Below are 13085 nucleotides of genomic sequence, written 5' to 3' on the forward strand. Positions count from 1 at the left end.
GAGGCCCCCTTGCACGACGATCACGCTGCCATTGCCGCGCTGGAACACCAGCGCTACCAGGCCATGCGCCTGGGCGACCTGGACACCTTCGCACGGCTTGCCCACCCGGACCTGGTCTACGTGCATTCCAATGGCGTCAGGGACACCCTGGCCGCCTATCTGGAAAAGTGCCGCCAGGGCCTGTACCTGTACCACCGCATCGACCACCAGGTGCACGAGGTGCGCCGCCTGGGCGACACCGCCCTGGCGTTCGGCGAGATGACGGCCGACATCACCTCCCACGGTGTCGCCAAGACCCTGCACAACCGCACGCTGAGCGTCTGGCTCAACAGCGGCGGGCAATGGGCGCTGGTCGCCTACCAACCCACCGCCGTCTTCCAGCGCCCCGTCACTTCTCAAGGAGACCTGCCCCATGTCCACGCCCCCATTCGTCTATAACGGCCAGCCGTCACGCGTCATCTTCGGCCAGGGCTCGCTGCAACAGCTGGAGGCGGAGATCGACCGCCTGGGCGCCAAGCGCGCGCTGGTGCTGTGCACCCCCGAACAGCGCGCCCAGGCCGAGCACATTGCGCAATTGCTGGGTAACCGCGCCGCCGACATTTTCGACAAGGCGGTGATGCACGTGCCCATCGAGACCGCGCGCGAAGCCCGCGAAGTGGCCAGGCGCCTGGGCGCGGACTGCGCCGTGGCCATTGGCGGCGGCTCCACCACCGGCCTGGGCAAGGCCATCGCCATGGATTCCGGCCTGCCGATTCTGGCCATTCCCACCACCTACGCCGGCTCGGAGATGACCCCGGTGTTCGGCCTCACCGAAAACGGCCTGAAACGCACCGGCAAAGACCCGCGCGTGCTGCCGAAAACCGTGATCTACGACCCTGAGTTGACCGTCAGCCTGCCGGTGGAAATGTCCATCACCAGCGGCATGAACGCCATCGCCCACGCCGCCGAAGGGCTGTACGCCCAGGACGGCAACCCGGTGATGTCGCTGATGGCCGAGGAAGGCATCCGCGCCCTGGCCGCAGGCCTGAAAAGCATCCACCGCGACCCCGCCGACCTGGCTGCCCGTGGCGACTGCCTGTACGGCGCCTGGCTGTGCGGCACGGTGCTGGGCAACGTCGGCATGGCCCTGCACCACAAGCTGTGCCACACCCTGGGCGGCAGCTTCAACCTGCCCCACGCGCAAACCCACACCATCGTGCTGCCACACGCCATCGCCTACAACCAGTCGGCGGCGCCGGCGCTGTCGCGCATCAGCCGCGCGCTGGGCGTGGACAGCAGCCCGGCGCAGGCGCTGTTCGACCTGTCCAGCTCGCTAGGCGCGCCCACCCGCCTCAAGGACCTGGGCCTGACCGAGGCCGACCTGGACCGCGCCGCCGATATCGCCCTCTCCAACCCCTACTGGAACCCGCGCGCCATCGAGGCCACGGCCATTCGCCAGCTGCTGCAGGACGCCTACGACGGCGTGCGCCCGCAGTAATCAGTACGGCAGGTTGAACGGGGTGACGATCTGCACCTGCGAGGGTGCGATGGGCCCCGTTTTCCACACCCGGTGGTACTGCAGGATGTGCAGGAACACGTTGCGTGCATCCACCTGCAGGTTGTGGTCGATGACCGCGGCCATCTGCTGTTCTTCCAGCAACTGGCGGTTCTCCTCGTCCAGGTCGTGGCCGATGAATACCTCCAGCGGCCGCCCGCACGCGGCGAAGGCGTCGACGATGGCGCGGTTGCCGCCGCCCACGCTGTACACCGCGCGCAAGCCGGGGTGCTGGGCAAGCGCGGCGGTGACCCGCTCGCGGGTGCGCTCGTACACCCCATAGCCGCCGCTGATATCAACCACCTGCACGTGCGGGGCGTGGGCGCGCAGCCACATGCGCAGGCCCATCTCGCGCTCCTCCTCGCCGCGGAACAAGGCGCTGCCGATGACCACCGCCACCTCCTGTGCCTGAGGCGCCAGCCAGCGGGACAGCAGGTAGGCGGCGGTCTGCCCGGCGGTGCGGTTGTCCATGCCCACATAGCCGATGCGCTCGCTGTGCGGCAGGTCGGTGACCAGGGTCACCACGGGAATGCCGGCGGCGCTTAGCTGCTTCACCGCCTGGTTCACCGCCGGCTCGTCGGCGGCCTTCAGCACCACGCCCTGGCTGCCGGTGTGCAGGCAGCGCAGCAGCTGGTCGTGCATGGCCTGGGGCTCGATTTCCTCGAACAGGTGAAAGCGCGGGGCAATGCGGAACGGCGCCAGGCTGCCCAGCTGCTGGGTGATGGCCGCCTGCACGGCGGCGCTGAAGCGCTTGGGCGTGTGCATGATCACGTCGACATGGAAGGTGCGGCCCACGGCCAGGCCGTTCTGCTCCTGGGCCTCCAGTTCGCCCAGGGCCTGCTCGATGCGCCGCTGGGTCTGGTAATGCACGCTGCCGCGCTGGTGCAGCACGCGGTCGACGGTGGCCTTGCTGACCCCGGCCTGGGTCGAGAGCTGCTTGATGGAGAAGTGCCGGGCGCGTTCGAGAAGGGTCATGGGCGTGAGGTTTTTCTGAGGTCTTTTTGGGCTTTGACGAGGTCAGCGCAATGCTAGTCTCAGTTTCGCCAGGCGTCGAGCCAGGGCAGCACAACAACAAAAAACCAGGAGCAAACCCATGGCAGCAGCTGACCTCAACCGCCCCTTCCACGGCCAGTATTTCGTCGTCACCGGCAGCACCCAGGGCCTGGGCGCCGCCGTGGCGCATACCCTCGCCCAGCGTGGCGCCGCCGGCCTGATCATCTGCGGCCGCCGCCAGGCCGAAGGCCAGGCCCAGGTGCAGGCACTCGCCCGGCTCGATTGCCAGGCGCACTTCGTGCAGGCCGACCTCGAACGCGTGGAAGACTGCCGCGCGATCATCCAGGCCGCGCGCACCCACTTCGGCACCCTGCACGGGCTGGTCAACTGCGCGGGCATGTCCGACCGCGGCACCATCCTCGACACCTCGCCCGAGCTGTTCGACCGGCTGTTCGCGGTGAACGTGCGCGCGCCGTTCTTCCTCATGCAGGAAGCCATCAAGCTGATGATCGGCCAGGGCGTGGCCGGCGCCATCGTCAATATCCAGAGCATCGTCGGCCACGGTGGCCCGGCGTACCTGTGCCCCTACTCCACCTCCAAGGGCGCGCTGGCGGTGCTGACCAAGAATGTCGCCTTCAGCGCCCTGCGCAACCGCATCCGCGTCAACGGCCTGAACATCGGCTGGATGGACACGCCCCACGAGGACGAGATCCAGCGCCGCTACCACGGCGCCCAGGACGGCTGGCTGGAACGGGCCGAGCAAGGGCTGCCGTTTGGCCGCCTGCTCAAGCCTGAAGAAGTAGCGCGCAGCGTCGCCTACCTGCTGTCCGCCGAGTCGGGAATGATGACCGGCACCGTGCTCGACCTTGAGCAAGGCGTAGTCGGCTGCGGCGACGACACCGCACCGCGCCCCAGCAGCCCGTTGACCTTGCCGGAGGGCGCCTGATGAACAGCCCATCGGTATTCGTGCGCAGCGACGCCGTGCAGCTGCAGGACTTCAGCCGCCTGTGCGAACAGCAGGCGTTGCCCCGGCACTACCCGCTGTGCTCGGAGGTGCAGGCCAACGTGCCCATCTACCAGGCACACACCCTGCGCGACGCCGAGCGCGGCGCGGTGCTCGACGAGCTGCACCAGTTGTTCAGCCAGGGCCCGGGGGTGATGGTGGTGCGCCAGGCCTACACCGACCTGGCAGTGGTGGACCGCCACAGCGAGGTGTTCGACGCCATCTTCGCCGAAGAGGCAGCCCAGGGCGTGGCAGCCGACCATTTCGCCAAGGCCGGCAGCAACGGGCGCATCTGGAACGCCTTGCAGAAGGCTGCGCTGCAGTCGCCGGCCTCGTTCATCGAGTACTACGCCAACCCGCTGCTGGGGCTGATCGCCGAGGCCTGGCTGGGCCCGGACTTCCAGGTCACGGCCCAGGTCAACGTGGTGCACCCCGGCGGCCAGGCGCAGCAGCCGCACCGCGACTACCACCTGGGCTTCCAGGTGCCGGAAGTGGTGGAGCGCTTCCCGCTGCCGCTGCACGTGCTGTCCCAGTACCTGACCCTGCAGGGCGCCATCGCCCATTCGGACATGCCGCTGGACACCGGGCCGACCCTGCTGCTGCCGTTTTCCCAGCAGTACCCGCTGGGCTACCTGGCCTGGCGCCGCCCGGAATTCATCGAGTACTTCCAGGCGCATGCGGTGCAGCTGCCGCTGAACAAGGGCGACCTGCTGTTCTTCAACCCGGCGCTGTTCCACGCGGCCGGCACCAACCGCACCGCCGACCGCCAGCGCATGGCCAACCTGCTGCAGATTTCCTCGGCGTTCGGCAAGCCCATGGAGGCCCTGGACCGCGAACGCATGATGCTGGCGCTGTACCCCTGCCTGCTACAGCAGGTGCGCGACCAGGTGCTGAGCGCTGAGCAGGTGGCGGCGGTGGTGGCCTGCACCGCGGACGGCTATTCGTTCCCCACCAACCTCGACACCGACCCGCCCCTGCACGGCCTGGCCCCGCAGACCGGGCAACAGCTGATGCTGGCGGCGCTGGCCGAAGGCTGCAGCGTGGCCACTTTTACCGAGCGCGTGCAGCAATTGCGCGACAAACGCCGGGCCTGAACTTCCTTCCAACAATAACGATAAAGCGGATCTACCCATGAAAAAACAAATGCTCGCCGTGCTGTTCAGCGCCCTGCTGTCCCCCCTGGCCATGGCCGATGTGCGCATCGGCATCAGCATCGCCCAGGTGGATGATGTGTTCCTGGCGCAGATGCGCGACTACATGGCCGCCCACGGCAAACAGCTGCAGGGCGTGACCCTGCAGTTCGAAGACGCCCAGGGCGACGTGGTGCGCCAGCTCAACCAGGTGCTGAGCTTCACCGCCCAGGGCATGGACGCCATCATCGTCAACCCGGTGGACACCGCCGCCACCGCGAAAATCACCGAAGACGCGCAAAAGGCCCATATCCCGCTGGTGTACGTCAACCGTCGCCCGGAAACCCCGCAGTTGCCAGTGGGCGTGGGCTACGTGGGCTCGGACGAGGTGAAGGCCGGAGAAATGCAGATGCGCTACCTGGCGGACAAAATGGGCGGCAAGGGCAACCTGGCGATCATGCTCGGGCTGCTGTCCAACGACGCCACCCACAACCGCACCCGCGGGGTGAAAAGCGTGCTCAAGGACTACCCCAATATTCACGTGGTGGAAGAGCAGACCGCCGACTGGCAGCGCAGCAAGGCCATGGACCTGATGAACAACTGGATCGTCTCGGGCAAGCAGATCGACGCCGTGGCCGCCAACGCCGACGAGATGGCCATCGGCGCCGCCATGGCCATCCGCCAGGCCGGCCTGCAGCCGGGCAAGGACATCCTGGTGGGCGGCAGCGACGGCGGCCCGGCGGGCCTTGAAGCCATCAAGAAGGACGACCTGAGCGTGACCGTGTACCAGGACAACAAGGGCCAGGCCTACGGTTCCATCGACCTGGCGCTGAAGATGGTGCGCAAGGAACCCTACCAGGCGGAGCTGACCATCCCCTACCAGCTGATTACCAAGGCCAACTACCAGCAGTTTGTGAACCCCTAGCGGTTACCGGGGCGCCTCGGTCTATACTGGGGCTGCTTCCCCCGTACAGCCGACCGGGCAGGACACGTGAAATCGACGACACTCATCACCGCGTTGCTCTGTCTGTTGCTGGGCCCACTTGCCAAGGTCGCCGCCGCCGAGCCTTACCGGGTGGTCACCGAAGAGTGGGCCCCGTACAACTACCTTGAAAACAATCAGCTCACCGGCATGACCACCGATGTGGTCCGGGCGATCATGGCGCTGACCGGGGATGACTTCCAGGTGCAGCTGCTGCCCAGCATGCGCAGCACCCATGCCCTGCAGACCCGCCCCCGGACCATCATGTTCTCGCTGTTCCGCACCGCCGCGCGCGAGCCGCTGTACAAATGGGTCGGGCCTATCGTCGAAGAGTCGATCTACCCCTACCAACTGGCCAGCGCGCCCCAGCAGCTCGACTCCCGCGAACAGCTGCTGCACGCCCCGCAGATCACCACCCGGCAGGCCGGGCTGGTGCCTGAACAGCTGGAGGCGCAGGGTTTCGGCAACCTCGACAAGAGCGCCGCCAGCAACCTGCAGCTGTACCGCATGCTGCTGGCCGGCCGCACCGGCATCATCATCGGCGACACCGCGGCGGGCGTCGCGTACTACAGCCAGGTGCTGCACATTGCCCCGGGCACCTTGCGGCAGATCCCCGTGGAGCTGTATCGCTCATCACTCTACATCGCCTTCAGCCAGGACTCGGATGACGGGCTGGTGGCGGCGTGGGGCCGAGCCCTGGAACAGCTGCGGCAGTCGGGCGAGCTGGCGCGAATCCAACGCCGTTACATTGAGCGCTGACCAGTCTACCAGCGGTACGGAAAGCGGCCGTTGCTGCGCTTGATGGCGTTGCCGCGCCAGCGCAGGTACAGGCCCCGCACCAGAATGGCTTCCAGCTGGGCAACCATCCACGGGCTGTACAGGAACGGCGTGGCGCTGGCGCTGCTGAGCACGGTCTCGGCCTTCACCCATTGCCACTCCATGACCTCGTCAGGCGCTGGCAGCGGCGCGTCGCGGGTCACCGCGCGGAACACCTCGACGCCTGCACACGCAGGGTCCGCCGGCTGGCTGAAGTCGTCCATCAACAGCTCCACCTGCTCCACGGCAATGCCCAGCTCGCAGGCCGACCTGCGCAGCAGCGCCTGGTCCAGCGCCTCGCCTGGCTGGGCGTGGCCATGCAGCGAGTTGCTCCACACCCCCGGCCACACGCGCTTGCCCAACGCGCGGCGGGTAATCAGTACCCTGCCCTGGGCATCGAAGATGTAGCAGGAAAAGGCCTTGGCAACTTGCGGTGTGTGGAGGGCGTGCGTGGGCATAAGAACTTCGCGTAATCGGACAAGCCTGCACGATGAACGCAAATGAATGGGCAATCCATTCACTAAAGGGTGCATCATTGATAAGCCCCCGCTTATGAATCCCGTAGCAGCTGCCGCCAGGCGGCGTCCTGGGCCCTGCGGTGTTGCCATGACGCGGCCTGCGGCCGCTGCTACGGGAACGCGTGTACATGGTCGCGATGCAGACGACGCGGTTTCAAGGCGTTGCTGCTACGGACTGTGGGAGCTGGCTTGCCAGCGAGCTGTTGAGGCCTTGAAAACTCGCTGGCAAGCCAGCTCCCACAAAGACAGTTGCTGCTACAGTGGTGCGACGTGCATGGCCTGCGCATTGCGCCCTCAAGGAGAACCCCTTCGCTCATGATCATTTCGGCTGCCACCGACTACCGCGCTGCGGCGCAAGCCAAACTGCCGCCTTTCCTGTTCCATTACCTCGACGGCGGCGCCTACGCCGAGCATACCCTGCGGCGCAACGTCGACGACCTGGCCGACATCGCCCTGCGCCAGCGGGTGCTGCGCAATATGGCCGAGCTGAGCCTGGAGACCCAGTTGTTCGGCGAGACCTTGAGCCTGCCAGCGGCGCTGGCGCCCATCGGCCTGTGCGGCATGTTCGCCCGGCGCGGTGAGGTGCAGGCGGCGAAGGCGGCCGATGCCAAGGGCATTCCGTTCACGCTGTCGACGGTGTCGGTGTGCCCCATCGAAGAAGTGGCGCCGGCCATCAAGCGGCCCATGTGGTTCCAGCTGTACGTGCTCAAGGACCGCGGCTTCATGAAGAATGCCCTGGAGCGCGCCCGGGCCGCGGGGGTTACCACGCTGGTGTTCACCGTCGACATGCCGGTGCCCGGCGCGCGGTATCGCGACGCGCACTCGGGCATGAGCGGCCCCAACGCGCCGCTGCGGCGCATGCTGCAGGCGGTCACCCACCCGGCCTGGGCCTGGGACGTGGGCTTGCTGGGCCGGCCCCACGACCTGGGCAATATCTCCACCTACCGCGGCCACCCCACCGGCCTTGCCGACTACATCGGCTGGCTGGGCAGCAACTTCGACCCGTCGATTTCCTGGAAGGACCTGGAGTGGATTCGTGACTACTGGCAGGGGCCGATGGTGATCAAGGGCATCCTCGACCCCCAGGACGCCCGCGACGCGGTGACGTTCGGCGCCGATGGCATCGTGGTGTCCAACCACGGCGGTCGCCAACTGGACGGTGTGCTGTCCAGCGCCCGCGCGCTGCCGGCGATTGCCGATGCGGTGAAGGGCGAGCTGGCGATACTGGCGGACTCGGGGGTGCGCAACGGGCTGGACATCGTGCGGATGATTGCCCTGGGGGCCGACACGGTGTTGCTGGGCCGCGCGTTCATCTATGCGCTGGCCGTCGCCGGCGGTGCCGGCGTGAGCAACCTGCTCGACCTGATCGAAAAGGAAATGCGCGTAGCCATGGTGCTGACCGGCGCGAAGTCGATCAAGGAAATCACCCGCGAGTCGTTGGCCGCCACCGCCTTCGCCGCCGCCCCGTAGCAGCGGCCGCAGGCCGCGTCATCGGCGACGCGTTGGACCTGACACGCCCCGTGGTGAGGACGCCGCCTGCGGCAGCTGCTACAGGGGGTGTTTGAGCAGGGCCAGCATGCGTTCGACGTCGGCGCGCTGCTCCTTGCCGCCGGGCACGAACGCGCAATACGGGTGCCCCAACTGCAACGACGCCGTGGACAGGGCAATCAACCGCCCCGCCTCCAGGTCCGGCGCGGCCAGGGCCTGCTGCCCCAGCGCAATGCCCATGCCCAGCCGCGCCAGGGTCACCGACAGGCTCGACAGCCCCGACCGCCGCCCCAGCGCCGGGTCTGGCGAGTGCTGCACCTGCCGCGCTGCGAACCAGTCGCTCCACGTAGGGTGCGAGGCGTAATTGGCGCCCCACTGGGTGTGGATGAACAGACTGGGGGGCAACTGACCCAGGTCGAACTGCGGGTTGCCGTGGCGGTACCACAGCTCTGGCGTGCACACCGGCACCACCTGGTCGTGAAACAACGGTACCGCCTTGCACGCCGGATAATGGTAGTCGCCGTAGCTGACGCGAATATCCACGTCATGCCGGGCCAGGTCCACCGGGTCGTCCTCCACGCGCACGTCCACCGACAGCTGCGGGTACACCTCCAGTAGCCGCGCCAGGCGCGGGGCCAGCCAGCCCTCGGCGAGGGAAAACGGCACGCTGACGATCAGCCGCGTGCGCACCTCGCCCTCCAGGGTGCGCAGGGTCATGCTGGCGATTTCGCCCAGGGCCCGGGCGGTCTGCGGGTACACCGCAAGGCCGGCATCGGTCAGCGCCAGGCGGTTGCCGCTGCGGGTGAACAGCTTCTTGCCGAAGTAATCCTCCAGGTGGCGGACCTGCAGGCTCACGGCCGCCGCCGACACCCCCAGCTCGCTGCCAGCCAGCACAAAGCTGCCCAGCCGGGCAGCCACTTCAAAGGTACGCAGGGCATTCAGCGGTGGCAGGCGCATGGGGCTTTCCCTCCAGTTTTTCTGCGGGAAGCCTAACAATTTCTGCCGTTGTTGCTAAGTTTTTCTCGGGTTACGGTGGCTCCATCGTCAAACGCGAGGTCCATCATGAGCAGCATCATTGATCTTCAGCGCTACCCCCTGCACCAGCCCGGCAGCGACGCCTGGCACAAACTGGTCAACGAGTCCCGCGCGCAGTTGCAACAGCACGGCATGTTCAGCCTGGAAGGCTTCATTCGCAGCGACGCGGTGCGCGATGCCGCCCAGCAGATCCAGCCGGTGATGGACCGTGAATCCCACACCCACAGCCGCACCCACAACATCTACTTCAAGCCGAGCATCGATGGCCTGCCCGCCGACCACCCGGCCCTGCGCCAGGTGGAAACCGTCAGCCACACCCTGTGCGCCGACCAGCTGCGCGACAGCCTGGTCAGCGAGGTGTACGAATACATGCCGCTGGTGACCTTCCTGGCGGCGGTGATGGACAAGCCCCACCTGTACCTGATGGCCGACCCGCTGGCCCGGGTCAACGTGATGAGCTACCGCCACGGCGAAACCCTGAACTGGCATTTCGACCGCTCCGAATTCACCACCACGCTGATGCTGCAATCGCCCGCCGAAGGCGGCGAGTTCCAGTACCGCACCGGCCTGCGCAGCGCCGATGACCCCAACTACGCCGGCGTCGCCGAACTGCTGGAAGGCCGCGACCCGCAAGTGCAGACCCTGGCCCTGCAGGCCGGCACCCTCAACGTGTTCCGCGGCAAGCACACCGCGCACCGCGTGACCCCGGTGCGCGGCGACCGCGAGCGCATGGTGGCGGTGTTCTCCTATTACGAAACCCCCGGCGTGCTGTTCAGCCCCGAGGAACAACTGGGCTTCTACGGGCGCACCGCCTGAGCCCAGCGCGTTAGCACAATAACAACAGCGTCAGCACCTTTTGCCCCTGCCGAACCACTCGAACTTCTGGGGAAACACATGAACGCGATCAGCCGTAACACCCGTACCCTTGTCACCTGCTGCCTGCTCGGCAGCGCCCTGCTAACCACGGCCATGGCCAACGCCAAGGAATGGACCCAGGTGCGCGTCGCCACCGAGGGCGCCTACGAGCCCTGGAACACCACCCTGCCCAGCGGCGAAATTGCCGGCTTCGAACCCGAGCTGCTGAGCAACCTCTGCGCCCGCGTGCAGCTGGACTGCAAGTTGCAGGCCCAGGACTGGGACGGCATGATCGCCGGCCTCAACACCGGCAAGTTCGACATGCTGATGGACGCCATCGTCATCACCCCGGAGCGCCAGGCCATCGTCGACTTCTCCCGCCCCTACGCCGCCACCCAGGGCGTGTTCGTCAGCGCCACCCCGGCGCTGATCGCCAGCGCCCCCAGCGACACCGTGGTCAAGCTGGACGGTGACGCCGCCCACGACCGGCCGACCATCGAGGCGCTGAAAGCCCTGGTGAAAGGCAAGACCATCGGCATCCAGTCAGGCACCGCCTACACCGATTTCATCGAGAAGAACTTCGCCGACGTCGCCACCGTGCGCGTCTACAAGAAGTCCGGCGAGCACATGATGGACCTCAACGCCGGGCGCATCGACTTCGCCTTCGATGACGTGACCTTCTTCGCCTCGGCGCTGCAGAACCCCGACAACCAAGCGGTGCACATGGTTGGCCCGAAGATCGGCGGCGCCATCTGGGGGCCCGGTGAGGCGCTGGCCTTCCGCAAGAGCGACGGCGACCTGAAGGCGCGCCTGGATGCGGCGCTGACAGAAGCCCTGGCCGACGGCACGGTGCAGAAACTCTCGCAGAAATGGTTCAAGGCCGACGTCGCGCCCTGAACCCGCTTCATGGCAATTTCTTAATAATTGCCCCGGAACACCCGCGGCGCTGCGCACTCAGACTCAGGAACCTACTTGAATCCAGGAGTGCGCAGCATGCCCACCGCAGCCGATTACATGGTCAACACCCTCAAGCAAGCCGGCGTCCAGCGCGTCTACGGCGTGGTGGGCGATTCGCTCAACGGCTTCACCGACGCCCTGCGGCGCCTGGGCGGGCTGGACTGGGTGCACATGCGCAACGAGGAGGCCGGCGCGTTCGCCGCCGGCGCCGAGGCGCACCTGACCGGCGAGCTGGCGGTGTGCGCCGGCAGTTGCGGCCCGGGCAACCTGCACCTGATCAACGGCCTGTTCGACTGCCACCGCAGCGGCGTGCCGGTGCTGGCCATTGCCGCGCACATCCCCAGCAGCGAAATCGGCATCGACTACTTCCAGGCCACCCATCCCGAAAGCCTGTTCAAGGACTGCAGCCATTACGTGGAGCTGGTATCGCGCCCCGAGCAACTGCCGCAGATCATGGAGCGGGCCATGCGCGTAGCGGTCAGCCGTCGTGGCGTAGCGGTGGTGGTGATCCCCGGCGATGTGGCCCTGGCCGCACTGGACGCGCCGGTAAGCCAGTGGCTGGCGCCCAAGCCGCCCGTGGTAGTGCCCCAGGCAGCGGAAATAGACCAACTGGTCCATTTACTGCAATCGGGCCAGCGCATCACCCTGCTGTGCGGCGCCGGTTGCGCCGGCGCCCACGCCGAAGTGGTGGCCCTGGCCCGCCAGCTGAAGGCGCCCATCGTCCACGCGCTGCGCGGCAAGGAGCACCTGGAATATGACAACCCTTATGACGTGGGCATGACCGGGCTGATCGGCTTCGCGTCAGGCTTCAAGGCCATGAAGGCCTGCGACACCCTGCTGATCCTGGGCAGCAACTTCCCCTACCGGCAGTTCTTCCCCGAGCACGCGCGCATCGCCCAGATCGACCTGCAGCCCGAAGCCCTGGGCAACCGCTGCCCGCTGGCCCTGGGCATGATCGGCGACGTCAAGCACACCTTGCAGCAGCTACTGCCGCGCCTGCCCGAGCGCACCGACTCGGCGCACCTGGACCAGGCCCTGGCCGACTACGCCAAGGCCCGCAAGGACCTCGACGGCCTGGCCGAAAGCGGCCCCGGCAGCAGCACCATTCACCCGCAATACCTCAGCCGCCTGGTCAGCGAAATGGCCGCCGAGGACGCCATCTTCACCTGCGACGTGGGCACCCCCACTGCCTGGGCCGCGCGCTACCTGAAAATGAACGGCAAGCGCCGCCTGGTCGGCTCGTTCAACCACGGTTCCATGGCCAACGCCATGCTTCAGGCCATCGGCGCCCAGGCCACCTACCCGGGGCGCCAGGTGGTGTCGATGTCCGGCGACGGCGGTTTCAGCATGATGATGGGCGACTTCCTCACCCTCAGCCAAGCCAACCTGCCGGTGAAGGTGATCGTGCTCAACAACGGCACCCTGGGCTTCGTCGAGATGGAGATGAAGGCCAGCGGTCTGCCGGACGTGGGCTGTGAACTGAAGAACCCCGACTTCGCCGCCTTTGCCCAAAGCATGGGCATCAAGGGCATCCGCGTGGAACGGCCACAGGACCTGGAAGGCGCCCTGGCCAATGCTTTCGCCCATGACGGGCCGGTGTTGGTGGACGTGGTCAGCGAGCGCCAGGAGCTGATCATCCCACCCGAAATCACCGCCGCCAACGTCAAGGGGTTCGGTCTGTTCATGCTGCGCGCGGTGCTGGATGGGCGGGCCAAGGAATTGGTAAACCTGGCAAAGACCAACTGGTTGCGCTGAAGAAATCCATCGTTTATCC

13 protein-coding genes are annotated in these 13085 nt (G+C 67.0%); 10 read left to right on the plus strand and 3 right to left on the minus strand.

Annotated elements, in window-relative coordinates; genetic code table 11:
- The first annotated feature begins 9 nt into the window (after nucleotides 1-9).
- Both ACWKWX_RS20590 and ACWKWX_RS20595 read left to right on the plus strand, forming a co-directional pair.
- Entirely contained in the window at nucleotides 10-438 is a 429-nt protein-coding gene (locus tag ACWKWX_RS20590) for a nuclear transport factor 2 family protein (RefSeq protein WP_483828738.1), read from the plus strand.
- Nucleotides 413-1477, plus strand: a complete 1065-nt coding sequence (locus ACWKWX_RS20595) for a maleylacetate reductase (protein WP_483828739.1) — start codon at nucleotides 413-415, stop codon at nucleotides 1475-1477. Before ACWKWX_RS20590 ends, ACWKWX_RS20595 begins: the two co-directional genes overlap by 26 nt.
- On the opposite strand, the gene ACWKWX_RS20600 is transcribed toward ACWKWX_RS20595, so the two are convergent.
- Nucleotides 1478-2509 (minus strand): LacI family DNA-binding transcriptional regulator, encoded by a 1032-nt coding sequence (locus ACWKWX_RS20600; RefSeq protein WP_483828740.1) that lies wholly within the window; start codon nucleotides 2507-2509, stop codon nucleotides 1478-1480.
- A gap of 118 nt (nucleotides 2510-2627) precedes the next feature.
- On the opposite strand from ACWKWX_RS20600, the gene ACWKWX_RS20605 reads away from it, so the two are divergent.
- The 4 genes from ACWKWX_RS20605 to ACWKWX_RS20620 all read left to right on the plus strand — a co-directional run bounded on the left by ACWKWX_RS20605 (nucleotide 2628) and on the right by ACWKWX_RS20620 (nucleotide 6401).
- Nucleotides 2628-3473 (plus strand): SDR family oxidoreductase, encoded by an 846-nt coding sequence (locus tag ACWKWX_RS20605; RefSeq protein WP_483828741.1) that lies wholly within the window; start codon nucleotides 2628-2630, stop codon nucleotides 3471-3473.
- A complete protein-coding gene (locus ACWKWX_RS20610) occupies nucleotides 3473-4624 on the plus strand; it encodes a phytanoyl-CoA dioxygenase family protein (RefSeq protein ID WP_483828742.1) in 1152 nt (383 codons plus the stop codon). The genes ACWKWX_RS20605 and ACWKWX_RS20610 overlap by 1 nt, the downstream gene beginning before the upstream one ends.
- 37 nt (nucleotides 4625-4661) lie before the next feature.
- On the plus strand, nucleotides 4662-5585 hold the full coding sequence (locus ACWKWX_RS20615; protein ID WP_473006556.1) for a sugar ABC transporter substrate-binding protein: 924 nt from the start codon (nucleotides 4662-4664) through the stop codon (nucleotides 5583-5585).
- 66 nt (nucleotides 5586-5651) lie between these two features.
- The gene (locus tag ACWKWX_RS20620; protein WP_483828743.1) at nucleotides 5652-6401 is read left to right on the plus strand and encodes a substrate-binding periplasmic protein; all 750 of its coding nucleotides are present in this window, start codon (nucleotides 5652-5654) and stop codon (nucleotides 6399-6401) included.
- Between the two features lie 5 nt (nucleotides 6402-6406).
- On the opposite strand, the gene idi is transcribed toward ACWKWX_RS20620, so the two are convergent.
- Nucleotides 6407-6916 carry an isopentenyl-diphosphate Delta-isomerase gene (idi, locus tag ACWKWX_RS20625; protein ID WP_416424082.1) on the minus strand — a complete coding sequence of 170 codons (510 nt, stop codon included), beginning with the start codon at nucleotides 6914-6916 and terminating at the stop codon, nucleotides 6407-6409.
- Nucleotides 6917-7291: 375 nt separating this feature from the next.
- On the opposite strand from idi, the gene lldD reads away from it, so the two are divergent.
- Nucleotides 7292-8446, plus strand: a complete 1155-nt coding sequence (gene lldD, locus ACWKWX_RS20630) for an FMN-dependent L-lactate dehydrogenase LldD (RefSeq protein ID WP_416424081.1) — start codon at nucleotides 7292-7294, stop codon at nucleotides 8444-8446.
- A 78-nt stretch (nucleotides 8447-8524) separates the two neighbouring features.
- Here the strand turns inward: lldD and ACWKWX_RS20635 are convergent, their stop codons facing one another.
- Nucleotides 8525-9421, minus strand: a complete 897-nt coding sequence (locus ACWKWX_RS20635; protein ID WP_483828744.1) for a LysR substrate-binding domain-containing protein — start codon at nucleotides 9419-9421, stop codon at nucleotides 8525-8527.
- A gap of 105 nt (nucleotides 9422-9526) precedes the next feature.
- Here ACWKWX_RS20635 and ACWKWX_RS20640 point away from each other — a divergent pair, with 105 nt between their 5' ends.
- The 3 genes from ACWKWX_RS20640 to poxB all read left to right on the plus strand — a co-directional run bounded on the left by ACWKWX_RS20640 (nucleotide 9527) and on the right by poxB (nucleotide 13066).
- Complete coding sequence (locus ACWKWX_RS20640) at nucleotides 9527-10315, plus strand: HalD/BesD family halogenase (protein ID WP_483828745.1); 789 nt, start codon at nucleotides 9527-9529, stop codon at nucleotides 10313-10315.
- 78 nt (nucleotides 10316-10393) lie between these two features.
- Nucleotides 10394-11251, plus strand: a complete 858-nt coding sequence (locus tag ACWKWX_RS20645; protein ID WP_483828746.1) for a transporter substrate-binding domain-containing protein — start codon at nucleotides 10394-10396, stop codon at nucleotides 11249-11251.
- A gap of 96 nt (nucleotides 11252-11347) precedes the next feature.
- Nucleotides 11348-13066, plus strand: coding sequence for a ubiquinone-dependent pyruvate dehydrogenase (gene poxB / locus ACWKWX_RS20650; protein ID WP_473006551.1), 1719 nt, complete (start codon nucleotides 11348-11350; stop codon nucleotides 13064-13066).
- The last annotated feature ends 19 nt before the right edge of the window (nucleotides 13067-13085 follow it).

The organism is Pseudomonas imperatae, from assembly GCF_057128625.1.